Source organism: Actinomadura gamaensis, assembly GCF_042652125.1.
In the GTDB taxonomy this organism is placed as follows: Bacteria; Actinomycetota; Actinomycetes; order Streptosporangiales; family Streptosporangiaceae; genus Spirillospora; species Spirillospora gamaensis.
This window is the reverse complement of the sequence record NZ_JBHSIT010000005.1, coordinates 330,866-355,714: the sequence shown is the minus strand read 5'-3', so window position 1 is coordinate 355,714 and position 24,849 is coordinate 330,866. Positions and strand designations below refer to the sequence as shown.

22 protein-coding genes are annotated in these 24,849 nt (G+C 72.2%); 4 read left to right on the top strand and 18 right to left on the bottom strand.

Translation table 11 applies throughout. The annotated features are described in order from the left end of the window. Positions 1–113 precede the first annotated feature (113 nt). The 3 genes from ACFPCY_RS19325 (at position 114) to ACFPCY_RS19315 (ending at position 2,776) form a co-directional block, all read left to right on the top strand. On the top strand, positions 114–671 hold the full coding sequence (locus ACFPCY_RS19325) for a vitamin K epoxide reductase family protein (RefSeq protein ID WP_378257027.1): 558 nt from the start codon (positions 114–116) through the stop codon (positions 669–671). A gap of 134 nt (positions 672–805) precedes the next feature. Continuing rightward, entirely contained in the window at positions 806–1,630 is an 825-nt protein-coding gene (locus ACFPCY_RS19320; RefSeq protein ID WP_378257025.1) for an SCO6745 family protein, read from the top strand. A 450-nt stretch (positions 1,631–2,080) separates the two neighbouring features. Next, positions 2,081–2,776 (top strand): Crp/Fnr family transcriptional regulator, encoded by a 696-nt coding sequence (locus tag ACFPCY_RS19315; RefSeq protein ID WP_378257023.1) that lies wholly within the window; start codon positions 2,081–2,083, stop codon positions 2,774–2,776. Between the two features lie 130 nt (positions 2,777–2,906). Here the strand turns inward: ACFPCY_RS19315 and ACFPCY_RS19310 are convergent, their stop codons facing one another. The 9 genes from ACFPCY_RS19310 to ACFPCY_RS19270 all read right to left on the bottom strand — a co-directional run bounded on the left by ACFPCY_RS19310 (position 2,907) and on the right by ACFPCY_RS19270 (position 11,976). Next, positions 2,907–3,560 (bottom strand): biliverdin-producing heme oxygenase, encoded by a 654-nt coding sequence (locus ACFPCY_RS19310; protein WP_378257021.1) that lies wholly within the window; start codon positions 3,558–3,560, stop codon positions 2,907–2,909. A 216-nt stretch (positions 3,561–3,776) separates the two neighbouring features. Further along, positions 3,777–4,673, bottom strand: coding sequence for a COG4705 family protein (locus ACFPCY_RS19305; RefSeq protein ID WP_378257019.1), 897 nt, complete (start codon positions 4,671–4,673; stop codon positions 3,777–3,779). A 132-nt stretch (positions 4,674–4,805) separates the two neighbouring features. After that, a complete protein-coding gene (locus tag ACFPCY_RS19300; protein ID WP_378257521.1) occupies positions 4,806–5,069 on the bottom strand; it encodes a DUF2470 domain-containing protein in 264 nt (87 codons plus the stop codon). A gap of 149 nt (positions 5,070–5,218) precedes the next feature. Continuing rightward, positions 5,219–7,984 (bottom strand): DEAD/DEAH box helicase, encoded by a 2,766-nt coding sequence (locus ACFPCY_RS19295; RefSeq protein ID WP_378257018.1) that lies wholly within the window; start codon positions 7,982–7,984, stop codon positions 5,219–5,221. A gap of 271 nt (positions 7,985–8,255) precedes the next feature. Next, on the bottom strand, positions 8,256–9,122 hold the full coding sequence (gene tatC / locus ACFPCY_RS19290) for a twin-arginine translocase subunit TatC (RefSeq protein ID WP_378257016.1): 867 nt from the start codon (positions 9,120–9,122) through the stop codon (positions 8,256–8,258). Positions 9,123–9,191: 69 nt separating this feature from the next. After that, on the bottom strand, positions 9,192–9,572 hold the full coding sequence (tatA, locus tag ACFPCY_RS19285; RefSeq protein WP_378257014.1) for a Sec-independent protein translocase subunit TatA: 381 nt from the start codon (positions 9,570–9,572) through the stop codon (positions 9,192–9,194). A 25-nt stretch (positions 9,573–9,597) separates the two neighbouring features. After that, positions 9,598–9,819 carry a hypothetical protein gene (locus ACFPCY_RS19280; RefSeq protein ID WP_378257012.1) on the bottom strand — a complete coding sequence of 74 codons (222 nt, stop codon included), beginning with the start codon at positions 9,817–9,819 and terminating at the stop codon, positions 9,598–9,600. Between the two features lie 22 nt (positions 9,820–9,841). Then, entirely contained in the window at positions 9,842–10,888 is a 1,047-nt protein-coding gene (locus tag ACFPCY_RS19275; protein ID WP_378257010.1) for a helix-turn-helix transcriptional regulator, read from the bottom strand. After that, positions 10,885–11,976, bottom strand: a complete 1,092-nt coding sequence (locus tag ACFPCY_RS19270; RefSeq protein ID WP_378257008.1) for a helix-turn-helix transcriptional regulator — start codon at positions 11,974–11,976, stop codon at positions 10,885–10,887. Before ACFPCY_RS19270 ends, ACFPCY_RS19275 begins: the two co-directional genes overlap by 4 nt. A gap of 215 nt (positions 11,977–12,191) precedes the next feature. Here ACFPCY_RS19270 and ACFPCY_RS19265 point away from each other — a divergent pair, with 215 nt between their 5' ends. Further along, positions 12,192–13,211 carry a DUF3866 family protein gene (locus ACFPCY_RS19265; protein WP_378257006.1) on the top strand — a complete coding sequence of 340 codons (1,020 nt, stop codon included), beginning with the start codon at positions 12,192–12,194 and terminating at the stop codon, positions 13,209–13,211. A gap of 65 nt (positions 13,212–13,276) precedes the next feature. On the opposite strand, the gene ACFPCY_RS19260 is transcribed toward ACFPCY_RS19265, so the two are convergent. The 9 genes from ACFPCY_RS19260 to ACFPCY_RS19220 all read right to left on the bottom strand — a co-directional run bounded on the left by ACFPCY_RS19260 (position 13,277) and on the right by ACFPCY_RS19220 (position 24,503). Further along, positions 13,277–14,209: an FKBP-type peptidyl-prolyl cis-trans isomerase gene (locus ACFPCY_RS19260; RefSeq protein ID WP_378257004.1), complete on the bottom strand. Its 933-nt coding sequence runs from the start codon at positions 14,207–14,209 to the stop codon at positions 13,277–13,279. Between the two features lie 296 nt (positions 14,210–14,505). Further along, positions 14,506–15,864, bottom strand: a complete 1,359-nt coding sequence (pafA, locus tag ACFPCY_RS19255; protein WP_026412979.1) for a Pup--protein ligase — start codon at positions 15,862–15,864, stop codon at positions 14,506–14,508. Between the two features lie 239 nt (positions 15,865–16,103). Then, entirely contained in the window at positions 16,104–16,829 is a 726-nt protein-coding gene (gene prcA / locus ACFPCY_RS19250; protein ID WP_378257003.1) for a proteasome subunit alpha, read from the bottom strand. Between the two features lie 21 nt (positions 16,830–16,850). Next, positions 16,851–17,699 carry a proteasome subunit beta gene (prcB, locus tag ACFPCY_RS19245; RefSeq protein ID WP_378257002.1) on the bottom strand — a complete coding sequence of 283 codons (849 nt, stop codon included), beginning with the start codon at positions 17,697–17,699 and terminating at the stop codon, positions 16,851–16,853. 73 nt (positions 17,700–17,772) lie between these two features. Next, a complete protein-coding gene (locus tag ACFPCY_RS19240) occupies positions 17,773–18,759 on the bottom strand; it encodes an endonuclease VII domain-containing protein (RefSeq protein WP_378257001.1) in 987 nt (328 codons plus the stop codon). Between the two features lie 375 nt (positions 18,760–19,134). Beyond that, complete coding sequence (locus ACFPCY_RS19235) at positions 19,135–19,344, bottom strand: ubiquitin-like protein Pup (RefSeq protein ID WP_122198202.1); 210 nt, start codon at positions 19,342–19,344, stop codon at positions 19,135–19,137. 279 nt (positions 19,345–19,623) lie between these two features. After that, on the bottom strand, positions 19,624–21,141 hold the full coding sequence (gene dop / locus ACFPCY_RS19230) for a depupylase/deamidase Dop (RefSeq protein ID WP_378256999.1): 1,518 nt from the start codon (positions 21,139–21,141) through the stop codon (positions 19,624–19,626). Positions 21,142–21,453: 312 nt separating this feature from the next. Continuing rightward, a complete protein-coding gene (gene arc / locus ACFPCY_RS19225; RefSeq protein ID WP_378256997.1) occupies positions 21,454–23,217 on the bottom strand; it encodes a proteasome ATPase in 1,764 nt (587 codons plus the stop codon). 281 nt (positions 23,218–23,498) lie between these two features. Continuing rightward, positions 23,499–24,503, bottom strand: coding sequence for a tRNA (adenine-N1)-methyltransferase (locus ACFPCY_RS19220; protein ID WP_378256995.1), 1,005 nt, complete (start codon positions 24,501–24,503; stop codon positions 23,499–23,501). Positions 24,504–24,849 lie beyond the last annotated feature (346 nt).

The window sequence follows — 24,849 nt, the reverse complement described above, 5'->3', positions numbered from 1 at the left end:
GCCCGGACACGCTGGTGCAGGTCAACACGGCCTTGGACGTGGAGCAACGGGACGGCCCCTCGGGACGGCATCCGGCGACGGCGATCCGGAACGGGAGCGGGAGGTGAACCATCGTGACCGGGCGTGATCGAAATCCGTCCGCTCCCGCGCAGCGCCTGCCCGTGGTCGTGCTCGCGCTGGCGGGCTGCGCCGTCTCCACCTATCTGGCGCTCTACCAGTACGAGGTCCTCGGCTCGGTCTGGGACCCGTTCTTCGGCGACGGCAGCCGGAAGGTGCTCACCTCGGCGCTCTCTCGCAGCCTCCCGGTCCGGGACGCGGCCCTGGGCGCCGCCGCCTACCTGTTCGAGGCGGTGCTCGAAGCCTCCGGAGGACGCCATCGCCGGCGGGAACGCCCGTGGCTCGTCCTGCTCGTCGGCGCCGTGGCCGCCGCGCTGGCCGTGACCGGAATCGTCCTGACGGTCGCCCAGCCCGTGCTGACCGGCACGTTCTGCACGCTGTGCCTGAGCTCCGCCGCGATCTCGATTCTCGTCGCGGTCCTGGTCGGCCGCGAAGCCGGCCCGACCCTGCACCTGACGCTGCGGCAGATGCGCGACGGCACCCCGCTCCGCCAAGCGGTCCAAGGCCCGGGACGGGCGTCCGCCGGCAGGTCCGGCGACGCGGTGCCGCGCTGAGCGGGGTCCCGCCCGTCCCGGCCCGGCCGCCCGGAAAAAAGATTTGAGCGGTGTTGTCGGATCGGGGGCGGACGGTTCGTAGCCATGGTGAGAGGCCGCCCACCGGGGCGCCGCAACCACAGGAGAAGCCGACCATGTCGCACCCGCAGGCGAAGATCCACCGCATGTCCGAGCTCGTCGAGCCGATCGGCACGATCACGTTCTCCGAGGGGCCGAATGAAGCGTTCCTCGCCCTCGGCATGCGGAACTACTGGGACGGGTACTTCGCGGGCCGGGCCGCGCCGCTCGGGCTCGCGCCGGCCGAGGTGGTGCACGCGGTCTTCTACAACTTCGCCGAGGGCGAGGTGGCGCGCCACATCCCGTGGGTCTGGGGGAAGACCACCCCGCAGGAGGCGATCGCCGTGCGCGAGCGGAGCAGCGCCGCCGCGCTGCGGCGGCTGATCGGTGATCTGGCCGACTCCTCCGGCCTCGCGCGCGTCGCCGACCTCGCCACCCGGGCGGCGGTCAGCGCGCCGACCGAGGGCCGCGCGCTGTACGCCGGGCTCCGGGCGCTCGACGTCCCCGAGGAGCCGGTGGCCAGGCTCTGGCACGCGGCGACGCTGCTGCGCGAGCACCGCGGGGACGGCCACAACGCCGTCCTCCTCGCCCACGGCGTCGGCGGCACCGAGGCGCACGTCCTGGTCGCCCTCTCCCTCGGGATGAAGGCGGAGCAGTTCGGCCGCGTCCACCACCTGCCCGAGGCGCGGCTCGCCGCCGTCATCGACGGACTGCGCGACCGCGGCCTCGTGGACGCCGACGGCGGGTTCACCGAGGCCGGCCGCAGGACCAGGGAGCAGATCGAGTCCCGCACCGACGAACTGGCGGCCCCCGCCTACGACGTCCTCAGCCCCGCCGAACTCGACGAGCTGATCGCAGGGCTCGAACCCGTCGCCGCCGCCCTCCAGGCCGCCGACCACTGACCCCCGGCCACCTCGCGTCGGCAGCCTGACGGACGGGCCGCACAAGGCGTCGGCGCCGTGCGGCGCGTCCGTCAACGGAGCGGCTTGACGGAAAGTAGCGGCCGCTGTGAGTCAGAGGACGCAGACGGGATGGGTCGCGGGGTGCAGCATGGCAGAGGGGCGGAGTGTCTGCTGGAGGGAGCGGACGTCCCGGAAGGGGCGCCCCGTGGTCGCCGAGGGTCGCGTGGGAGGTCGGCTGGCAGTCGCGAGGAGCGCGCAGTGGCGCGGCACGCAGGGTCACCGGCGGCGCCGCGGCGACCGGCAGAAGCGACCGGCGCCCGCGGCTCGGGCCTCATCGCCCCACTCCCCCCATCCGCCGCGGGCGCCGGTCTCCCCGTCCCGACACCGCGAGCCCCCTTCCCCGGGGAGGCTCGGAGAACGGAACCCCCGTTGATCGAGAGGAAACTTCCGGTGCGTCCCGACGACTTCTGGGGCGCGTTGACGGCCGCCGAGCGGGACGCGCTGCGGGCGGTGGCACGGCCGCGGACGTTCGCCGCCCGCACCCCGCTGTGCCTGCAGGGCGACGAGTCGGACCACATCATCGTGATCGAGTCCGGGTGGGTGAAGGTCGCCTCGTCCACCGAGGACGGGACGGCCGTGGTGCTCGCCGTGCGGGGGCCCGGCGACCTGGTGTGCGAGAGCGCGGTGCTGGGCGCCCGGCACCGGTCGGCGACGATCACGGCGCTGTCGGCGGTGCGGGCGCGGGTGGTGCCGGCGGCCCGGTTCACGGCGTTCCTGGACGCCAACCCGCGGGTGTGGCGGCTGGTGAGCGGCACCTTCGTGCGGCGGCTGGACGACGCCGACCAGCGGGCCCGCGCGCACGTGGCGGTGCGCGGGGACCAGCGGCTGGCGCTGCTGCTGGCGCACCTGGCGGAGCTGTCGGCCCGGCACGCGCCCCCTGCGCCGGACGGCGGCGTCGACATCGCCCCGCCCCTGTCGCAGCAGGAGCTGGGGTCGTGGATGGACGCCTCGCGCGAGACGGTCGCGCGCGGGCTGAACCGGCTGCGCCAGGAGGGCCTGGTCCGGACGGGCTGGCGGCGCATCACGGTGGTGGACCTGCCGGGCCTGATCGAGTTCGCGCACCGCCCGGCGGACGAGGAGGAGTGACCGGCGGCCGAGCCTCGCGGCAGCGCTCAGCCGCCGGGGCTCGCGGTGGAAAGCAGTCGCCGAGCCTCGCGACAGCGCTCAGGCGCAGAGGCTTCCGGTGGAGCTCGTCCGCCGAACCTCGCGGTAATGCTCAGGCGCCGAGGCTGGCGCTGAGGTCGGCGTTGAGGCGGTAGGCGCGCCGGACCTCGGCGACGACGCGGGCGCGTTCGGCGGCGCTCCACGGAGCGCGGTCGAGCAGCGTCCGGTAACGGTCCTTGTAGGACTTCGGCTTGTGGGGGAAGGCGTAGAACAGCACGCCCGGCTCCCCCGCCGCGAGGTGGAACGCCTTGCGGACCTGGAGGCCGATGTACTGACCGCCCGACAGGTCGCCGAGGTAGCGGGTGTAGTGGTGGGCGACGAACCCGCCCGGACGGTCGTTTCCGGCGGACCGGATCGCCGCGACGTAGCGGCGGGTCGCGGGGGTCGGGGCACACGGCTCGGCGTGCCCCTGGAAGTGCGCGAGGTCGGCGCGCAGCGCCTCGCGGCGGCGCAGGCCCGGCAGGTCGAACGCGGCGGCGACCGGGTCGTCCGCCCAGCGGTCGGCGACGGTCTCCAGGGCGTCGTAGACGTGGAGGAGCTGCCCGAGGAACCGGACGTAGCCGGCGCGGTCGATCCGTCCCTCGGCGAGGTCGGTCATGAACGCCGAGCTCTCGTTCTCGCCGTGGCCGCTCCAGGTCGCGGCGCGCAGCTCGGCGGCGAACCCGACCTGCTCGGCCTTGCGGGCGGTCGCGTGGTCGGTGCCCATGTCGTCCCCTTCCGGCGTGGCCGTCCCACCATGACTGAGGCTAGCCTTACCTAACTCACTCGTGAAGGGGACGGACGCATCTTCCCGACGTGACGTAGGCTACTTTCCCTACGTCCCGTCGGCATACACCTGATGCGTCCACCACGTCCCCGCGCCGCCTTCACTCGCACGAGACGCCCCGAGCGAGACGCATCGCCGTTCCGGGACGGGCGTTCCCTACGAGGTGTAGGCGGAGTGGTCGGCGGGCGGGGCGATGAGCGCCCCGTTGGGGGTCTGCGGCCGTCCGGTGCGGCGGTCGATCGGGAGGGGCAGCGGCGCGAGTGGACGGCGGCGGAGGTCCCGCGCCTGGTGGGCGGCCAGCGCGACGAGCAGGCCGAGCAGCGCGGCCGAGCCGCCGAGGGTTCCCCAACCGAGGCCGCCCTCGCCGGCCGGCTTGGTCAGCGCGTCCCCGCCCGCGGCGCCGAGCGGACGGGTGAGGACGAACGCCGTCCAGAACAGCAGCGTCCCGCTGACGCCGGTGAGGTAGTGCGCGGCGACGAGGACGACCATGGCGGCGGCGATGATCAGGAACGCGGCGCGGAAGCCGAGCCCGGTGTCGTCGGAGAGCCAGTCGCCGCTCGCGGTGCCCAGCGTGTTGGACACCAGGATCGCCGCCCAGTACAGCGCCTCGCCGCTGCGGCTGGAGATGCGCTCGACGTCGCGGCTCTGCCCGGTGCGCCACCACGCCGCGAACACGGCCGCGAGCAGCGCCGAGAGGACCAGCGCGCCCCACCCGTAGCCGAGACCGTCGGCGGCGGCGCCGTGCCCGGGACCGCGGTCGAGGAAGTCCGACACCTCCGTGCCGACCATGCTCGTGCCGAGCACGACGGCCCAGAACAGCCACGGGCGGAACCGGGACGCGAGCAGCTGGAGCGCCAGGACGGCCAGGAAGAACCCCAGGAACACCAGCCCGGTGGCGACGTACCCGACGCCGAGGGTGATCCCGAACAGGTCGCCGGCCGTCTCGCCCAGCGTGACGGCGACGATCTTGAGTAGCCAGAACAGCGCCGTGACGTGCGGCAGCTTCCGGGCCACCAGCAGCTCGGCCGGGGCACCGGCGGTCCTCGCGGGCATGCGCACTCCGATCGGGGACGTGTTCACGCCTCGCGCCGAGACGACTACGTACCGCAACCGAAGCTAACAGGCCGGAACGCCTCCGGCCTCGAATTCTCTACATGCCTGTAGAAGAATTCTGGGCGCCGGAGGTCAGGAGGGGTGGGCGCGGGGCGGTTCCAGGCCGAGGCGGGCGCGGGCCTCCTCGGCCATGCGGACGGCCTCGGCGCGCAGCTGCGCCCGCTCGGTCGGCGGCGCGGCGAACGGGACGCGGACCGGGACCTCGGCGCCGGCGACCGTCGCGGCGAACTCGAACGCCTCCCCGGTCAGCCCGGTCATCCGCGCGGCGGTGGCGGACGGGACGCCGCCGAGCGCCCGGCAGATCGCCAGGCAGTCGGCGGCGTGGTCGTCGTTCATGTGCCGCGTGACCGCCTCCACCACGTCCTGCGGGAACGGCCCGTCCGGCGACGACGAGCCGGTCGGAGAGGACGAGCCGGCCGGGGAGGGCGTGTCGGGCGGGGTGGACGGCTCGTCCGGCATGGTCGGTCCCTTCGGTCGGCTCCGGGTCAGGCGACGGAGGTGTAGGCGACCACGCCGCGGCGCATGGCGTCCATGGCGCGGCGGGCGGTCTTGCGGATGTGGCTGTTGGGTTCGGCGGCGTCGGCGACCTGGCCGAGCAGGTCCAGGAGCTGCTTGACGGCCCGGACGAAGTCGCCGGCGGTCATGTCGCCGTCCATGAGGACCTCGTCCAGCTCGTCGCCCTTGGCCCAGCGGTAGGCGGTCCAGGCGAACCCGAGGTCGGGTTCGCGGAGGAACGCGACCTGGTTGTCCTTCTCGACGCCGTCCAGCTCGCCCCACAGCCGGATCATGCGGGCCAGCGCGTCCTGCGCGGCGCCGCCCGGGACGCGGGGCGCGGACGCGTCGTCCGGCTGCCGCGACTCGTACACCAGCGCCGACACGCACGCGGCCAGCTCGGCCGGGTCGAGCCTCTCCCACAGGCCCTCGCGCAGCGACTCGGCGGTCAGCAGGTCCAGCTCGTTGTAGATGCGGCCGAGGCGGCGGCCCTCGTCGGTGACCTCCCCGCCGTCGAGGTAGCCGAGCTGCTGCAGGACGGCGCAGACCCGGTCGAACGTGCGGGCGATCACCTGCGAGCGGCCCTCGACGCGGCGGCGGAGCTGCTCGGTCTCGCGCTCCAGCCGGAAGAACCGCTCGGCCCAGCGGGCGTGGTCCTCGCGCTGGTCGCAGCCGTGCACCGGGTGCGCGCGCAGCTCGGCGCGCAGCCGCGCGATCTCCGCGTCGTCCCCGGTGGGCGTGTCACGCACGCGCTTGCGGTCGCGGACGTCCCCGGCGACCTTGTTCCGCAGCGTGGACGCCAGGTCGCGGCGCATCTGCGGGTTGCGGGGGCTGAACGACTTCGGCACGCGGATCCGGTCGACCGGCTCCACCGGGCGCGGGAAGTCGTGGATCGACAGGCGCTGCACCGACGCCCCCGCGGTCAGCACCAGCGGCGCGGCACCGTCCGAGCGGCGTCCGAGGCCCGGATCCAGCACGACGGCGAGGCCCGAGCGGCGTCCGGACGGCACGAGGATCACGTCACCGGGACGCAGGTGCTCCAGCGACCGGGCCGCCTCGGCGCGCCGCGACGCCGACCGCTCCCGCGACAGCTCGGCCTCCCGGTCCGACAGGCGGCGGCGCAGCGCCGCGTACTCCATGAAGTCGCCGAGATGGCACTCGGCGGCCTTGGCGTACCCGCGCAGCGCCTCCTCGTTCTTGCGGACCTGCCGGGCCAGCCCGACCACGGCCCGGTCGGCCTGGAACTGAGCGAACGACTGCTCCAGCAGGTTCCGGGCGCGTTCGATGCCGACCGCGCCGACCAGGTTCACCGCCATGTTGTAGGACGGCCGGAAGCTGGAGTTCAGCGGGTAGGTGCGGGCGCCGGCGAGGCCCGCGACCGACGCGGGCTCCACGTTCGGACCCCAGATCACCACCGCGTGGCCCTCCACGTCGATGCCTCGCCGCCCGGCGCGCCCGGTGAGCTGGGTGTACTCGCCGGGGGTGAGGTCGACGTGCGCCTCGCCGTTCCACTTGTCCAGCTTCTCGATCACCACGGTGCGGGCGGGCATGTTGATGCCGAGCGCCAGCGTCTCGGTCGCGAACACCGCCTTGATCAGCCCGCGGGTGAACAGCTCCTCGACGATCTCCTTGAACGTCGGCAGCATCCCGGCGTGGTGCGCGGCGATGCCCCGCTCCAACGCCGACAGGAAGTCGTGGTAGCCGAGGACGTGCAGGTCGGCGGGGTCGAGGTCGGCGGTGCGCAGCTCCACGTGCGCCCGGATCTCCTCGGCCTCCTCGCGGGAGGTCAGCCGCAGCCCCGCGTGCAGGCACTGCAGGACGGCCGTGTCGCAGCCGTTGCGGGAGAAGATGAACGTGATCGCGGGCAGCAGCCCGGCGCGTTCCAGCCGCTCCACGACGTCCGGGCGCAGCGGCGGACGGTACCGCTGCGGGCGCGGCGCGCGGCGGCGGCCCGTGCGGCGGCCCTGGTTGACCTTGGCGCGCCGGACCTCCTCCACCGCCATCCGCGTGAGCTGCGGGTTCAGCTTCGCCTTGCGGCCCTCGCCCCGGCCCTGCTCGACGAACAGGTCGTACAGGCGGGTGCCGACCATCATGTGCTGGAACAGCGGGACGGGCCGGTGCTCGTCGACGATCACGGCCGTGTCGCCGCGGACCTCCTGCAGCCACTCGCCGAACTCCTCGGCGTTGGACACCGTCGCCGACAGCGCCACGATCCGCACCGAGTCCGGCACGTGGATGATCACTTCCTCCCAGACCGCGCCGCGGAACCGGTCGGCGAGGTAGTGCACCTCGTCCATCACCACGAACGCCAGCCCGGCGAGGGTCTGCGACCCCGCGTACAGCATGTTGCGGAGCACCTCGGTGGTCATCACCACGATCGGCGCCTCGCCGTTGACGCTGTTGTCGCCGGTCAGCAGCCCGACCTTCTCGGGCCCGTAGCGGCGGACGAGGTCGGCGTACTTCTGGTTCGACAGCGCCTTGATCGGCGTGGTGTAGAAGCACTTGCCGCCGCCGAGCAGCGCCAGGTGCACCGCGAACTCACCGACGAGGGTCTTGCCGGATCCGGTGGGCGCGGCGACCAGGACGGCGCTGCCGCCCTCCAGCGCCCGGCACGCCTCGATCTGGAACGCGTCCAGCTCGAAGTCGTACAGGGTCTGGAAGTCCAGCAGCGCGGGCCCGTTCCCCGCGGTCCGGGACCGGTAGGCGCGGTACCGTTCCGCCGGGGACGGCTCGACCGACTGCGTGTCGGGGGTGCTCATGCCTCCGAGCCTACGGTTTCGCCCGCCCGGATTCCCAATTCGGGGCCGATGACTTTCCCGGACGGTCGATCCGGCGCGTCCGGGACGGATCGGCTGGACAAGGACGGGTCACGGCCCGCTCAGGAGCGGCCTCGGAAGTACCCGGGCGGCTTCGGAAGGGCCCGGGCGGCCCCGAAAGGACCGGGCGGCCCCGGCAGGGACCGGGCGGGCCGGTAAGCGGACGGGCAGGTCCGGAAGGGGGCGGGCTGGTCCGGAAGGAGGCGGGGGCGGGTCAGCGGTTGCGGCCTCGGCCGCCGCCTTCGAGCTCGGCGTCGATGCGGTCCAGGTCGAGCGGGGCGGCCTCGTCGTCCGACAGGCCCTCGTACGGGTCGGGCGCGCTCGCCCGCCGCCGGTCGTTCAGGTACGCCAGCACCTCGGCCACCTCGAAGAGCACCACCGTGGGGATCGCGAGGGCCAGCATGGTGAACGGGTCCTGGCTGGGGGTGGCGACCGCCGCGAACACGAAGATCCCGAAGATCATCATGCGCCGGAACCGGCGGATCGCGCTGTGCGGCAGCACCCCGGCCATGTTCAGGATCACCACGAACAGCGGCAGCTCGAACGCCAGGCCGAAGATCAGCAGCATCGCCTGCGCGTAGCCGAGGTAGGACTCCACGCCCACCAGCACCGTGGAGCTGCCCGGCGCGAGCCCGATCAGGATCTTCAGGCCCTTGTCCATCGTCACGTACGCCAGGGCCGCGCCCGCCACGAACAGCGGCACCGCCGCGACGATGAAGGTGTAGGTCCAGCGCTTCTCCCGCCGGTACAGCCCAGGCGCGACGAACGCCCACAGCTGGTACAGCCAGACCGGCGAGGAGATCACCGCGCCCGCCAGCAGCGCGACCTTCATGTGGATGAAGAACCCGTCGAAGATCCCGTGGACGACCAGGTCGCACTTGTGGTTGATGCAGTGCTCGGGCGGGATCCGCGTGAACGGCTCGGTCACGAACCGCCAGATCGGATTGAAGAACAGCCAGCCGACGCCGGTGCCGACCGCCAGGCCGAGCATCGCCTTGATCAGGCGATTGCGCAGCTCGCGGAGGTGGTCCATGAGCGGCATCCGGCCCTCGGGGTCGACGGGCCGCCTCTTCATCTTCATGGTGGGCAATCAGGGGTCGGGGAGCGGCGCGCGGCCGGTCCGTGCGGAAAGCCTCGGGGGGACGGGCCGTCAGCCGTTGGCGCGGTACTGGCCGCGCTCGACCGGCACGCCCTCGATCGCCTCACCCGACGCCAGCGCTCCGGGACGCCGGTCGGCCGCCGCGGCCTCACGCTCCAGCCGCGCGGCCTCCTCGCGCAGCCGCGCCGCGCGCTCGCGGGCGTCCTCGCCCCCGGACGGCGCCGGAGCCGCGGCCGGAGCCGGAGCGGCCTGCGCCTGCGCGGCCGTCTGCGGCTTGTCGTCGTCGTCCTCGACCAGGCCCTTGGTCTCGGCCTTCAGGATCCGCGCGGACTTGCCGAGGGACCGCGCCAGCTGCGGCAGCTTCGCCGAGCCGAAGATCAGCACGACGATCAGCAGCAGGATCAGAATTTCGGAGGTGCCCAGTCCAGCCATGTCAGTCCTTCTCAGCAGGTGGTACTCACGTCGATCGTACGCCCTCACCGGGCTCGGCAGGGGCGCGGCCGTCCCGCAGATCCCTGACTTCATCACGCAGCGCGGACTGTTTCGGTTCGAGTCTCCGGCGCGTCCGCTCCAGTTCACGCGCCAGCCCGCGCACGCCCAGCCACACCCGGAAGGAGCACCAGGCCAGCACCGCCACTCCGGCGAACCCGAGGGTCACCGCCACCACCGGCCACGTCATGCCCGCCACGGTAGCCGACCCCTCACGCCACGTCGTACAGGGCCAGCGCCCGCGCCGCGTCGTCCCGGACGGCCCCGGCCAGCGCCGCGGGCGACACGACCCGCCCCTGGTCGCCCAGGCGCAGCGCCAGCGCCCGCACCCACCGGGTGTCCGGTGTGCGCAGCACCACCCGCAGCCGCCCCTCGCCCAGCTCGGTCACCGACTCGCACGGGTAGGAGTCGGCGACCCACCGGCCGCGCGGCGTCAGCTCCAGCGTGACCGCCTCGTCCTGCGGGGACGGCCGGAACAGGCCCGCGTCCACGTCGATCGGCTCGGCGCCGTCCGGCACGTCGGCGGGGACGTCCAGCACCGCCAGGTCGGTGATCCGGTCCAGCCGGAACAGCCGCACCGCCTCGGCCCGGCGGCACCAGCCCTCCAGGTAGGTCGTGCCCTCCACCACCAGCAGGCGCATCGGATCCACGTCCCGCTCGGTGTTCTCGTCCCGCGTCGGCACGTAGTACGTCAGGTGGACGCGCCGCCGCCCGTCCACCGCCGCGCGCAGCCGCGCCAGGGTGTCGCCGCGGGTCTCCACGACCTCCACCGCGACCTTCCCCGCCGCCTGCGCCGCCGCGCCCGCCGCGGCCTCCAGCTTCGCGATCAGCCGGGACAGCGCGTCCCGGTCGTGCAGCTCCGGCAGGCCCGCCAGCATCCGCAGCGCCACCAGCAGCGCCGCCGCCTCGTCCGCCTTCAGCCGCAGCGGCCGCGCGATCGACTCGGCCTCGGTGACCGTGATCTCCCCGCCCTCGTAGGACAGGTCGATCGGGCAGTACGGGTCGGGCGCGCGCAGCTCCACGCACCACAGCATGTTCAGGTCGTCGATCAGCTGCTTCTCGGTCACCCCGAACGCCGCGGCCGCCTCGTCCAGCGCCACCGCGTCCCGGTTCACCACGTACGGCACCAGCGCCAGCAGCCGGGCCAGCCGCCCGGTCGAGGTCGCGCCGGGCTTCTTCGCCGCGTCCCTACCCGCGTCCCTACCGGGGTCGCGTCCCGCGTCGCGGCCGGGTTCGGTCGCCGTGTCCATGTCGCTCATCGCGTCTCCCCCGTCCCGTCGCCCACCGGCACGCCGCCCGCGGCGGCCGGGGCCGTGCCGGACGCGGCCGCACCTGCCGCGTCGCTGGCGTCGTTGGCGTCGTTGGCGTCGTTGGCGTCGTTGGCGTCGTTGGCGGCGAGGACGGCCTTCAGGTGGCCGATCACCGCGTCCCGCAGGTCCGGCGGGTCGAGGACGACCACGTCCCCCGCGAACCGCGCCAGGTACGGCGCGAACCGGTCCACGCCGCGGAACGTCAGCACCGCCTCGTCCCAGCCGTCGCCGACCGGCCGCACGTCGCGCGCCCACCGGCGCGGGCCCTGCGCCGCCCCGGCCCGCAGCCGCACCGTCGCGGGACGCGGCTCGGCCGACGGATCGTCCAGCCCGAACGCGATCGCCCGCACGTCCGCGCCCTCCGGCACGGTCACGCTGCCCGCCGGCCCGTCCGGACGGACCGCGCCCGTGATCCGCGACAGCCGGAACACCCGCGGCTCGCCGCGGTCCCGGTCGTGCCCGACCACGTACCAGCGGCCCCGGCGGCTCACCACGCCCCACGGCTCCAGATGCCGCCGCGCGCCGTGCGTGCGGCCCACGCCCTGGTACTCGAACGTCACCGGACGCCCGTCGCGCACCGCCTCCCACAGCGGCGCGAACGCCGGATCGCCGGTGTCCACGCGCGGCTCCACGCCGACCGCGGTCGGCACGTCCGTCTCGACGCCGGCCGCGCGCAGCTTCAGCAGCGCCCCCGACGCCGCGTCGGCCATGCTCGCCCGCTGCCACACCCGCGCCGCCAGGCCCAGCACCGCCGCCTCGTCCGGCGACAGGTGGATCTCCGGCAGCTCGTAGGCCTGCGGCGGGATCCGGTACCCGATCTCCTCGCCGCCCCCGCCGGACGCGTCGCTGCCGACCTCCAGGGGCACGCCGAGCTCGCGCAGCTCCTCCTTGTCGCGCTCGAACATCCGCTTGAACGCCTCGTCGCCGTCCGGGTACCCCGGCACGGCCCGCCGGATCTGCTCGGCCGTCAGGTAGCGCCGCGTGGCCAGCAGGCAGACCACCAGGTTGAGCAGGCGCTCGGTCTTGCGCCGCGACACTTCGCCACCACCTCTTCCGCGTCCGAACCCGTCGGCGTCCGACATTCCGCACCGGCCGGGGCGCGGTCCGCCCGCGCCGCCGGCGGCCCGATCGCCCGCCGTGGAGCGCGCCGCCTCGTCGCCGCCCCCAGGAGGACGCTACCGTCTCCCGTGTGATCCGATGGCGCGAAGGCACAGTACGAGGCATCCGGCGCGAATGGTCCGGAGCGGTCGAATTGGACGTCACGATCGGGGACGACGGCGACCGCCGCGCCCTCGCCTACCCCGCGCTGGTGGGCAGGCCCGAACCGGGCGACACCGTCCTGCTCAACACTACGGCCTTGGCGATGGGTCTGGGCACCGGAGGCTACGCGATGGTCGTGGCCGTCCCCGACCGCCTCCCCCCCGACCCGACCGGACCCGGCCACCTCGTCAAGGCCCGCTACTCGCCGCTCCAGGCCACCGTCCTCGGCGTGGACGAGCAGGACTCGCCCCACCACGCCCTGCTCGCCGACGCCGACTCCCTCACCGGCATGCCGGTGATCATCGCCGACCTGCACTCCGCGCTCCCGCCGATCCTCGCCGGCCTGCTCGGCGACCGGCCCGGCACCCGCGTCGTCTACGTCATGCCCGACGGCGGCGCCCTGCCCGCCTGGTTCTCCCGGACCGCCGCCCGCCTCCGCGAGGCCGACGCGCTCGCCGCCACCATCACCGTCGGGCAGGCGTTCGGCGGCGACCTGGAGGCCGTCACCCTCCACACCGGCCTGCTCGCCGCCCGCCTCGTCCTCGGCGCCGAGGTCGCCATCGTCGCCCAGGGCCCCGGCAACCTCGGCACCGGCACGCGCTGGGGCTTCTCCGGCGTCGGCGCCGGCGAGGCCGTCAACGCCGTCTCCGTCCTGTCCGGACGGCCCGTCGCGTCCCTGCGCGTCAGCGAGGGCGACGAGCGCGGACGCCACCACGGCGTCTCCCACCACAGCCTCACCGCCTACGGCCGCGTCGCGCTCGCCCGCGCCGAGGTGCCCGTCCCCGAACTCGGCGGCCCCTTCGGGGAGCGCGTCGCCGCCCAGGCCGCCGCCCTCGGCGACCGGCACGACCTCGTCCCCGTCGGCGTCACCGGGCTCCAGGACGTCCTCACCGCCGCCGAGCAGGACTGGTGCGTCCGCATGTCCACCATGGGCCGCAGCCTCGACGAGGACCTCGCCTACTTCCTCACGGCCGCCGCCGCCGGACGCCACACCGCGACCCTGCTGGCCTGACCGGGTCCCCCCCTTCCCCTCCGGACCGTTCCGGAGGGGAAGGAGCAGGCCTCCGGTCGGGCCGCTCAGAACGCGCCGAGGATGTCCACGACGAACACCAGGCTGTCGTCGGCGCGGATCCCCGCCTGCGGCAGGCCCCCCAGCGGCTTGTACGCCAGCTCCGGCGGGACGACCAGCAGCATCCGGCTGCCCACTTTCTGCCCCACCAGCGCCTGGTCCCAGCCCTTGATCACCTGACCGGTGCCGATCGTCGCCGCGTGCGGGTGCTTCGCCGTCCAGGACGAGTCGAACTCCTGCCCGTTCCGCCAGAACACGCCCTTGTACTGGAGCGCCAGCAGCTGCCCCTTGCGGACCTGCGGACCGTCCCCCTGCACCAGCGTCCGCACCTGGAGCGTCTTCGGCGCCGGACGCTTCGGCACCGTGATCGACGGCGCCTGACCCGCGCCGCCGTCCCCCACCTGCGGCAGCGCCGGATCGCTCACCGGCTGGCTCCGGCCCCGCGCCATCGCCGACGGCCCGAACACCCCCCGCACGTCCAGCACGTACACCAGCGTGTCGTCCGGGCCGATCTGACGGCCCGCGTCCCCGGCGTCCCCGTACCCCTGCTTCGGCGGGATCTTCGCCACGACCCGCGCGCCCGGCCGCGCCCCCTCGAACGCCTTCGCCAGCCCCGGCACCACGTCCCACGTCGGGAACGCCTCCGGCTGCCCCGTCATGTAGCTCGACGCCAGCAGCTTGCTGCCGTCCTTGCTCCACCGGTACCCCACATAGTCGGCGACCACCAGATCGCCCTTCCGCGCGCCCTGCCCCTTGCCCTTGGCCAGCGTCCTCGTCGCGAACCCGTCCTTCGGCGCCCCCTTCGGGATCTTCACCTCGGGACGCTGCCCCGCCGCGCCCTTCACCGACACCTGCACGTCGGAACCGCCGCACCCGGCGGCGAGGAACAGCGGGACGGCCAGCACGAAAGCCGCGGACGCGGCGGAAACACGACGGCGCATACAGGGGGTCCTTCACGGGGGCGTCACGACATCCTGACTGGGCGCTCACCCTACCGGCCGGTCACCCCCCGGCAAGCGCCGCCGCACCGCTCCGACTTCCCGAAACACCGCCGAAGCCCGCCCAACCCACCACGAACCCCCGCCCGGTGACGGCACGACCGCCCTTCCAGGACGGCACCAAAGACGCTTGGAGCACAGTGCGTAAAGCGAACGCAGGGCCGCTCCGCTCCAGACGGCGGCAAACGGCCCGCGGCCCCGCTTCCGCAGCGGAACCGCGGGCCGTCACACGCCCGGCATCACATCCCGGCGATGAGCTTGTCCACGCGCTCGTCCACCGAACGGAACGGGTCCTTGCACAGCACCGTCCGCTGCGCCTGGTCGTTCAGCTTCAGATGCACCCAGTCGACCGTGAAGTCGCGCCGCTTCTCCTGCGCCCGCCGGATGAACTCCCCGCGCAACCGCGCCCGCGTCGTCTGCGGCGGCACCGACTTCGCCTCGAAGATCTCCACGTCCCGCGCCACCCGCGCCACCGACCCCCGCTTCTCCAGCAGGTAGTACAGCCCGCGCTCCCGATGCACGTCGTGGTACGCCAGATCGAGCTGCGCCACCCGCGGCGAACTCAACGGCAGATCGTACTTGCGCCGGTACCGCTCGATCAGCTTGTACTTCGTCACCCAGTCGATCTCCCGGCCGACCAGATCCAGATCGCCCGTCTCCACCGCCCGCAGCGTCCGCTCCCACAGGTCCAGCACCCGCTTGGCCACCGGATCGCCGCCACGCCGGTCCACGAAGTCCTTCGCCTTGCCGAAGTACTCCTTCTGGATCTCCAGCGAACTCGCCTCCCGGCCGTTCGCCAGCCGCACCTTCCGCCGCCCCGTCATGTCATGGCTGACCTCGCGGATCGCCCGGATCGGGTTCTCCAGCGTCAGATCGCGCATCACCACACCGGCCTCGACCATCCGCAGCACCAGATCGGTCGCGCCGACCTTCAGCAGCATCGTCGACTCCGACATGTTCGAGTCACCGACGATCACGTGCAGCCGCCGGAACCGCTCCGCGTCCGCGTGCGGCTCGTCCCGCGTGTTGATGATCGGACGCGACCGCGTCGTCGCCGACGACACGCCCTCCCAGATGTGCTCGGCCCGCTGCGACACGCAGTACACCGCACCCCGCGGCGTCTGCAGCACCTTCCCCGCGCCGCAGATGATCTGCCGCGTCACCAGGTACGGGATCAGGACGTCCGCCAGCCGCCCGAACTCCCCGTGCCGTCCCACCAGATAGTTCTCGTGGCACCCGTAGGAGTTCCCGGCCGAATCGGTGTTGTTCTTGAACAGGTAGATGTCGCCGGCGATGCCCTCCTCGCGCAGCCGCCGCTCGGCGTCCACGAGGAGCTCCTCGAGGATCCGCTCACCGGCCTTGTCGTGCGTCACCAGATCGACGACGCTGTCGCACTCCGGCGTGGCGTACTCGGGGTGGCTGCCCACATCGAGGTAGAGCCGCGCGCCGTTGCGCAGGAACACGTTGCTGCTGCGGCCCCACGACACGACCCTGCGGAACAGGTAGCGGGCCACCTCATCGGGTGACAACCGCCGCTGACCGCGGAACGTGCAGGTGACGCCGTACTCGTTCTCAAGCCCGAAGATGCGCCTGTCCACACCAGGAGCCTATGCGTCCGGACGCCGACTTGGCAGTCTCCGCCGCCTCCAGTTTCCTCGGACCGCGCGCGGCTCCGCGGTCATCCCGGCACGCGCCTTCACCTTGTAGATCACCAAGAACGGGCAGAAAAGGGGCCCGCCACGACATGCCGCAGCGGACCCCTTCACACCCCTCAACGCCCCAGGTCAGAAACCCCGCAGGCCACCAACCTTCAGAGCGCGCACACCAGCCGGCTCCCTCAGGACTCGGACGACTCCTCGCCATCCCCACCCGACGCCGCCGGCTCCTCCGACAGCAGCGACGACACCCGCGCCTCCGGCAACCGCTTGAACAGCCGATGCTCCCGGTTACGGTCCAGCACCGCCACCTCCAGCGACCGAGCCTCCAACCGCCGCTCGCTGTCCTGCGCCTCCAGACTCCGCACCGCCACCCGCAGCGCCTCCGCCAGCGGCAACCCCTCCCGGAACCGCTCCTTCAACGCCTGCGACACCGCGTCCGCCTGACCGCCCATCGCCAGATAACCGTGCTCATCGGCCACCGAACCGTCGAACGTCAACCGGTAGATCTGGTCCAGCTCGGCCGTCTCACCGACCTCCGCCACCACCAGCTCCACCTCGTACGGCTTGTTCGTCTCGGTGAAGATCGTCCCCAGCGACTGCGCGTACACGTTCGCCAGCCCCCGCGCCGTCACATCCCGGCGGTCGTACTGGTACCCGTTCACATCCGCGTACCGGACACCGCCCAGCCGCAGATTCTCGAACTCGTTGTACTTCCCCACCGCCGCGAACGCGATCCGGTCATAGATCTCACTGATCTTGTGCAGCGCCCGCGACGGATTGTCCGCCACGAACAGAATCCCCTCCGCGTACTGAAGGACCACCACACTGCGACCCCGCGCGATACCCTTCCGCGCGTAGTCCGCCTTGTCCTTCATCTGCTGTTCGGGCGACACGTAGAACGGCATGGACACCGGTCTGCATCCCTTCTATCGCAGCGGGGCGGTCGGACCGCCCGGCGCCTCGTAACGACCCTCGACGACGCTGCGCGCGATCGCGCCCACCTCGTCCTCGCCCAGCCTCCGGAACCCGTCCGCCGTCACCGACGCCACCACCGGGAAGATCCCGCGCGTCAGATCCGGACCACCCGTCGCCGAATCATCGTCCGCCGCGTCGTACAACGCCTGCACGCACACCAGCGCCGCGTCCTCCGCCGACAGATCCGCCCGGAACAGCTTCTTCAACGACCCCCGCGCGAACGGCGACCCCGACCCGATCGTGTGGAACTCCCGCTCCTCGTACCGGCCACCCGCCGGGTCATAGGAGAAGATCCGCCCCCGATCCTCCACCTCGTCATAACCCGCGAACAACGGCACCACCGCGAGACCCTGCATCGCCATGCCCAGGTTCCCGCGCACCATCGACGCCAACCGGTTCGCCTTACCCTCGATCGAGAGCGTCCGCCCCTCACGCTTCTCGTAATGCTCCAGCTCCACCTGGAACAACCGGGTCAGCTCGATGCCGATCCCCGCCGTCCCCGCGATCGCGATCGCCGAGAACTCGTCCGCCCGGAACACCTTCTCGATGTCCCGCTGCGCGATCACGTGCCCCGCGGTCGCCCGCCGGTCCCCCGCCATCACCACACCACCGGGGAACGTCACCGCCACGATCGTCGTCCCGTGCGGAATCTCCTCCGCACTCACGCCCACCTGCGGCAGCACCCGCCGCCCCGGCAGCGCGTCCGGCGCGTACCCGGCCAGGAACTCCGTGAACGACGAGGTGTCCGGACTCCCGAACAACCCGGGCAGACGCCCGCCATGCGCATCCTGCGACGCCACGCGACTCCTTCCCTCCAGCACGGCACCGGCTCAAGCCCCGCTAAACGACCTCACCGGCGCGGACACTAAGACCCTACTGTTCACCCCGCGCCCACCGCATACCGTGCACGCCCCCACCCGCTCCGCCCATGGCGAACCCGTCCACCACGGCACGCGCGAACGGATCGGCGAAAGGCCCGCCGAAACACCACTCCGCCTCCCACGCCGCATCACGCAGCGCCTTCCGATGCCGCACGTCCTCGCCCCGCACCCGCTCCCACCCGTCCCCACCCACCGACGCGGGATCGACGTCCGGAACCGTGAACGACAACCGCGTCCCTCCCCCGGCCACCGGAACGGCGGTCACCAGCGAACCGTCCAGATACGCGGCCGCGCGACGAAGCGTGCCCGCATCATCACCGAGCAGCCCCATCCCCGAGTTGCACCCCACGCACAACGCACCCCGCACCGCCTGCGACTCGTGACAGTGATCGATGTGCTCCGGCTCCCGATCCCCGCAGACCGCGCACAGCCCGCCCTGGATCTCCGCCAACGCGTCCGCCTCGGCTTCGGTGAGGCCGTAACGCTCACGAAGCTTGTAGTGGCGCAGCGAACCCAGCCCCGACGCGCGCCGTACCCCGCGCAGCGTCTCCAAGTGACGCCGCGAGCGTCCTGGGATGGTCGGGGTGTCGAACTCCAGCCACAGGCTCCGCGAGTGCGAACTGCGCCCCTCCAGGTAGTCGGCCGCCTCTTCCAGCCGCCACACCTCGTCCCCGAACTGCCCCAGGCCGTTGTTGCACTTGAAGCAGAGCATTCCCCGGACCAGTCCGGTGTCGTGATCGTGGTCCACATGCGACGCGGGAGCGCGGAGGCAGATCACACACATCCCGCCCTGCGCCGCCAAGAGCCGGTCGGCCTGCTGCTCGGTGATGCCGTAACGCAACTTCAGCCGATAGTTCCGGGCGCTGCCGTGGTTACGCGCCCGGTTCTCAGCGCACACCGCGGCGTGACAGGGCTTGCAGTAGGTCGAGACGCCCGACTTCCTGGATCGATTGCGCGCGAACTCCTCCAGCGGCTTCACCTCGCCGCAGCGAGGACAGTGCTTCGTGCCGGGGGGATCGGAACGGCGCTGACTGTAAGGCCGGGCCTCCTCCCCCCGGACCGCCTTCCTGCCCCTGTAGCACTCCGCGTTCCGGAGTCCGAAACACTCCCTGCAGTAGAGCGCGAGTCCGTCGGGCGAAGCCGTCCGCTTCCAGAAGTCGCCCCTGGGCGTCCTCTGCCCACAGTCACGACATTCCTTGAAATTTTGCACCACACCCACCCACCCCCGGGAACGCTCCCGGCATCGAAGGCGCGAGCCGCTTCATTCTCGATTCAAAGAATAACGACTCGAGCGTTCGACGACATCGGTTTCGCTGTTCGAATGGCCAGCGGTTCGCGATGTCCGATTTGCCCCTTATTGTCCGCCTTTCTGCACGAACCCACGGACGAATTCCTCTGCGTTCTCTTCGAGAACTTCGTCAATTTCATCCAGAATTGCGTCGACGTCGTCGGAAAGCTTTTCCTGCCTTTCCTGGACGTCGGATTCCGGGGCCGCCTGGGTCTCCTCGACCTCTTCGGTCCGGTGGGTGGTCTGCTTCTGACCGCCCGTGTCCTTCGTGGCCATGTCCCGTACCTCCACTCTGCCGGTACCCCCAACCCTATCCCCGATCACTGGCGGCGAGCGGGCACCGACGCCCAGGTCAGCCGGGCGGACGGCGCGGGGGGCCTGGTGGGGTTATCGCCCGTCCGTCAACCCCTGAAACGGGCATTGCGGTCACGAATGCGCGACCGCGGGGAGCGTTCGGTGACGGCGCGCGCAGTGCGGGACGAAACGCCTGACAGAGGGCGTGGAAAGGCCCTCCCGGGAATTCCCGGGAGGGCCGGTGAAGCGGGTGCGGCGGGGTCAGCGCTGGCCGGTGAGGGTCGCCACGAGGTCGGAGGCGGTGCGGCAGCGGTCGAGCAGGGCGCCGACGTGCTGCCGGGTGCCGCGCAGGGGTTCCAGGGTGGGGACGCGCTGGAGGGACTCGCGGCCGGGGACGTCGAAGATGACCGAGTCCCAGGAGGCGGCGGCGACGGAGTCGGCGTACTGGCGGAGGCAGCGTCCGCGGAAGTAGGCGCGGGTGTCCTCCGGGGGCTCCTCGACGGCGTGCTGGACGCGTTCCTCGGTGAGGAGGCGTTCGACGCGTCCGCGGCCGGCGAGGCGGTTGTAGAGGCCCTTGCCGGGGCGGATGTCGGTGTACTGGAGGTCGACGAGCTGGAGGCGGGGGTGGGACCAGTCGAGGCCGTCGCGGTTGCGGTAGCCCTCGAGGAGTTCGAGTTTGGCGACCCAGTCGAGTTCGCGGGAGAGCTGCATGGGGTCGTCGCCGAGGCGGTGGAGGACCGATTCCCAGCGGTCGAGGACGTCCTTGGTCATGTCGTCGACGTCGGCGCCGAAGCGGTCCTCGACGTACTTGCGGGACTGTTCGAGGTATTCCATCTGGAGCTGGACGGCGGTCATCTTGCGTCCGTCCCGCAGGGTGAGCAGGTGTTTGCAGGACGGGTCGTGGGAGACGGCGCGGAGGGCGGCGACGGGCATGTCGACGGAGAGGTCGACGGTGAGGAAGCCGTCCTCGATCATGGCGAGGACGAGCGCGGTGGTGCCGAGCTTGAGGTAGGTGGAGATCTCGCTCATGTTGGCGTCGCCGATGATGACGTGGAGGCGCCGGTATTTCTCGGGGTCGGCGTGGGGTTCGTCGCGGGTGTTGATGATGGGGCGCTTGAGGGTGGTCTCGAGGCCGACCTCGACTTCGAAGAAGTCGGCGCGCTGGCTGATCTGGAAGCCGTCGCCGCGGCCGTCGACGCCGATGCCGACGCGGCCGGCGCCGGTGACGACCTGGCGGGAGACGAAGAAGGGGGTGAGGTGCCGGACGATGTCGGCGAAGGGGGTCTCCCGCTTCATGAGGTAGTTCTCGTGGCAGCCGTAGGAGGCGCCCTTGTTGTCGGTGTTGTTCTTGTAGAGCTGGATGGGGTGGGTGCCGGGGATCATGGCGGCGCGCTGGGCGGCGTCGGCCATGACGCGTTCGCCGGCCTTGTCCCAGAGGACGGCGTCGAGGGGGTTGGTGGTCTCGGGCGCGGAGTACTCGGGGTGGGCGTGGTCGACGTAGAGCCGGGCGCCGTTGGTGAGGATGACGTTGGCGAGGCCGAGGTCCTCGTCGGTGAGCTGGGTGGGGTCGGCGACCTCGCGGGCGAGGTCGAAGCCGCGGGCGTCGCGGAGGGGGTTCTCCTCTTCGAAGTCCCAGCGCGCTCTTCTGGCGCGTGCCGCCGATGCCGCGAGGTAGGCGTTGACGACCTGGCTGGAGGTCACCATCGCGTTGGCCCCTGGTTGGCCGGGTACGGAGATGCCGTACTCGGTCTCGATGCCCATCACCCGCCGAACACTCATATCGTCGAGCCTATCGGGGCGGGCGGGGTGGAGCCATGGGGCCCGGGTCCGGTGTTGCGGTGTGGTGGGTTTCGGTCGGCCCAAGTGTGGTGGTCGGGTCATGGCCCGGGTGGGGTCGTCCTCGGTCGGGGCGGGTCGGTCCGGGGCGGACGCGGGCGCGAACGCGTCGACGGGGCGGGCGTGGACGGGGACGCGCCGACGGGGCGGGGCGTCGACGGGGCGGGCGTCGACGGGGCGGGCGTGGACGTGGACGCGCCGACGGCGCGGTCCCGGTGGGTCCGCGCCGTCGGTGGGTGGTGCGTGGTGCCGTGGTTACAGGTATTGGCCGGTGTTGGCGACGGTGTCGATGGAGCGTCCGGCCTCGGCGCCCTGCTTCCCGGAGACGAGGGTGCGGATGTAGACGATCCGCTCGCCCTTCTTTCCGGAGATGCGGGCCCAGTCGTCGGGGTTGGTGGTGTTGGGCAGGTCCTCGTTCTCGCTGAACTCGTCGACGCAGGCGGCGAGGAGGTGGGCGACGCGGAGGCCCTTCTGGCCGGTGTCGAGGAACTGCTTGATGGCCATCTTCTTGGCCCGGTCCACGATGTTCTGGATCATGGCGCCGGAGTTGAAGTCCTTGAAGTAGAGGACTTCCTTGTCGCCGTTGGCGTAGGTCACCTCGAGGAAGCGGTTCTCCTCGCTCTCGGTGTACATCCGCTCGACGACGCGCTGGATCATGGCGGCGACGGTGGCCTCGGGGCTGTCGTCGTGTTCGGCCCGGTCGTCGGGGTGCAGGGGCAGGGTCGGCAGGATGTACTTGGAGAAGATGTCCTTGGCGGCCTCGGCGTCGGGCCGTTCGATCTTGATCTTGACGTCCAGGCGGCCGGGCCGCAGGATCGCGGGGTCGATCATGTCCTCGCGGTTGGAGGCGCCGATGACGATGACGTTCTCCAGGCCCTCGACGCCGTCGATCTCGCTGAGGAGCTGGGGGACGATGGTGTTCTCGACGTCGGACGAGACGCCGGATCCGCGGGTGCGGAAGATGGAGTCCATCTCGTCGAAGAAGACGATGACGGGGGTTCCGGCGGAGGCCTTCTCGCGCGCTCGCTGGAAGACGAGGCGGATGTGGCGTTCGGTTTCTCCGACGTACTTGTTGAGGAGTTCGGGGCCCTTGATGTTGAGGAAGAAGCTCTTGCCCTCCTGGCCGGTCTTCTCGGCGACCTGTTTGGCCAGCGAGTTGGCGACGGCCTTGGCGATGAGGGTCTTTCCGCAGCCGGGGGGGCCGTAGAGCAGGACTCCCTTGGGGGGCCGCAGGTGGTGTTCGCGGAAGAGGTCGGCGTGCAGGTAGGGCAGTTCCACGGCGTCGCGGATCTGCTCGATCTGGGGGCCGAGCCCGCCGATCTCCTCGTAGGAGATGTCGGGGACCTCTTCGAGGACGAGTTCTTCGACCTCGGCCTTGTGGATCTTCTCGTAGGCGTATCCGCTGCGGGACTCGAGCATGAGCGAGTCGCCCGGGCGCAGGGGGACGCCGCGGAGGGGTTCGGCGAGTTTGATGACGCGTTCCTCGTCGGCGTGCGCGATGACGAGGGCGCGTTCTCCGTCGTCGAACAGTTCCTTGAGCATGACGACTTCGCCCTGCTCTTCGAATTCGAGGGCCTCGACGACGTTGAGGGCCTCGTTGAGCATCACTTCCTGGCCGCGCTGGAGTTCGTCGACCTCCACCGCGGGACTGACGTTGACACGGAGTTTGCGTCCGCCGGTGAAGATGTCGACGGTTCCGTCGTCGCGGGCTTCGAGGAAGACGCCGAATCCGGACGGTGGTTGTGCGAGCCGGTCGACCTCCTCCTTGAGCGCCACGATCTGTTCGCGGGCTTCCTTGAGGGTCGCCACGAGCCGTTCGTTCTGGCCTGTCACTGCGGCCAGGTTCGCCTGTGCCTCGTGGAGACGTTCTTCCAGTACCCGTACTTGGCGCGGGGATTCCGCGAGCTTGCGGCGCAGCACGGAGATCTCCTCCTCCAGGAAGGACACCTGCGTTTGGAGGTCTCTAACCTCCTTGTCGTGCTGCGCCCTGCGCGCCCCAGCATCGTCACGAGCGGCCACGCCCCGTCACCTCCTCACGAAGAGCCGACGACCTACTGAGACCCTACCTATCTGGAGGGCTTCCGTAACCTGCCCATTCGGTGTTCGTGTCGTGCGGGGGTCTTCCGGGCGGCGGGGCGGGGCCGCGGGGCGGGGTGCGGCGGGGCGCCGGGCGGGCCGGCGGGGCGGGTGTTGCGGGGGCCGGTGCGGGTGTTTGCCGAGTTCGGCGGGTGTGCGGGTGGGATGGGGCGGGAGAGGTGGGGTGCGGGTGGCGAATGGGGCGCCGGTGATCTGATTGTGATCTAGGACTCGCCGTCGCCCGGCGCGTCGGGGGCGGGCGTGTCGCCGGTGCCGTCGGGTCCGTCGGGGGCGGGGGTGCCGGCGGCGAGGGCGGCGGCGTCGAGCTGGGCGCCCTTGGCGGGACGGCGGCGGCGGAGCGGCGGGGTGACGCCGTCGGCGAGGCGGCGGGCGGTGACGAGGAAGCCGGTGTGGCCGACCATGCGGTGGTCGGGGCGGACGGCGAGGCCCTCGACGTGCCAGGAGCGCAGGAGCGTCTCGAAGGCGTAGGGCTCGGCGAAGGCGCCGTGGCCGCGGAGTTCCTCGACGACGCGGGACATCTGGGTGGTGGTGGCGACGTAGGCGCAGACGAGGCCGCCGGGGATGAGGGCCTTGGCGACGGCGTCGACGGTCTCCCAGGGGGCGAGCATGTCGAGGACGACGCGGTCGACCTCGGTCTCGGCGAGGGAGTCCTCCAGGGAGCCGACGGTGAGCTTCCAGGAGGGGTGGGGGCCGCCGAAGAACTTCTCGACGTTGGCGCGGGCGATGTCGGCGAAGTCGGGGCGGCGCTCGTAGGAGGAGACGAGGCCGTGCTCGCCGACGGCGCGCAGGAGGAAGCAGCTGAGGGCGCCGGATCCGGCGCCGGCCTCGACGACGCGGGCGCCGGGGAAGATGTCGGCCTGGGCGACGATCTGGGCGGCGTCCTTGGGGTAGACGACGGCGGCGCCGCGCGGCATGCGGACGGCGAAGTCGGACAGCAGGGGGCGGAAGGCGAGGTACTCGGTGCCGCCGCTGGAGCGGAAGACGGTGCCTTCGGGGCTGCCGATGACGGTGTCGTGCTCGATGCTGCCCTTGTGGGAGTGGTACTGCTTGCCGGGCTGCAGGGTGATGGTGTTGATGCGGCCCTTGGGGTCGGTGAGCTGAACCTGGTCGCCGGGGCGGAAGGGGCCGTGCGGGATCCGGCCGGTCGCCGGGGCCTGCGCGGGGGTGGTGCTGGTGTCGCCGGCGGTCGGCGGCGTGGGTTCGCTCATGGGGGTCAAGGTTATCGGGCTCGCGGGACCGCTCGGGGCGTCCGGTGGGCTGCCCGTCCGGCGGCGCCGAGGCCGACCCGGCAGGCAGCGCTCTGCGCGACGACGCGCGGCGCGCGGGCGCGTTACGGGCATGCGCGCCGTGCGACGGCGGGCGGGCGCGTTGGAGACAGGCGCGCGGGGCGACGGCCCGCAGCGGGCGCGCGCGGCGGGCAGGCGCACCGGACGACGGCGCGCGGCAGGCGGGGCGCGTTGCGGGCAGGCGCACGGGACGACGCGCGGCGCGCGGGCGCGTTACGGGCATGCGCGCCGTGCGACGGCGCGCGGGCGCGTTGGAGACAGGCGCGCG

Excerpts from the sequence above, each read along its gene's own strand:
- prcA (WP_378257003.1), bottom strand. The coding sequence starts at position 16,829 with ATGCCGTTCTACGTGTCGCCCGAACAGCAGATGAAGGACAAGGCGGAC.
- ACFPCY_RS19275 (WP_378257010.1), bottom strand. The coding sequence starts at position 10,888 with ATGAGCGACATGGACACGGCGACCGAACCCGGCCGCGACGCGGGACGC.
- ACFPCY_RS19220 (WP_378256995.1), bottom strand. The coding sequence starts at position 24,503 with ATGAGCGAACCCACGCCGCCGACCGCCGGCGACACCAGCACCACCCCC.
- tatC (WP_378257016.1), bottom strand. The coding sequence starts at position 9,122 with ATGAAGATGAAGAGGCGGCCCGTCGACCCCGAGGGCCGGATGCCGCTC.
- ACFPCY_RS19320 (WP_378257025.1), top strand. The coding sequence starts at position 806 with ATGTCGCACCCGCAGGCGAAGATCCACCGCATGTCCGAGCTCGTCGAG.
- ACFPCY_RS19260 (WP_378257004.1), bottom strand. The coding sequence starts at position 14,209 with ATGCGCCGTCGTGTTTCCGCCGCGTCCGCGGCTTTCGTGCTGGCCGTC.
- ACFPCY_RS19310 (WP_378257021.1), bottom strand. The coding sequence starts at position 3,560 with ATGGGCACCGACCACGCGACCGCCCGCAAGGCCGAGCAGGTCGGGTTC.
- ACFPCY_RS19300 (WP_378257521.1), bottom strand. The coding sequence starts at position 5,069 with ATGAACGACGACCACGCCGCCGACTGCCTGGCGATCTGCCGGGCGCTC.
- ACFPCY_RS19305 (WP_378257019.1), bottom strand. The coding sequence starts at position 4,673 with ATGCCCGCGAGGACCGCCGGTGCCCCGGCCGAGCTGCTGGTGGCCCGG.
- tatA (WP_378257014.1), bottom strand. The coding sequence starts at position 9,572 with ATGGCTGGACTGGGCACCTCCGAAATTCTGATCCTGCTGCTGATCGTC.
- ACFPCY_RS19235 (WP_122198202.1), bottom strand. The coding sequence starts at position 19,344 with ATGGCCACGAAGGACACGGGCGGTCAGAAGCAGACCACCCACCGGACC.
- ACFPCY_RS19295 (WP_378257018.1), bottom strand. The coding sequence starts at position 7,984 with ATGAGCACCCCCGACACGCAGTCGGTCGAGCCGTCCCCGGCGGAACGG.
- dop (WP_378256999.1), bottom strand. The coding sequence starts at position 21,141 with ATGAGTGTTCGGCGGGTGATGGGCATCGAGACCGAGTACGGCATCTCC.
- ACFPCY_RS19280 (WP_378257012.1), bottom strand. The coding sequence starts at position 9,819 with ATGACGTGGCCGGTGGTGGCGGTGACCCTCGGGTTCGCCGGAGTGGCG.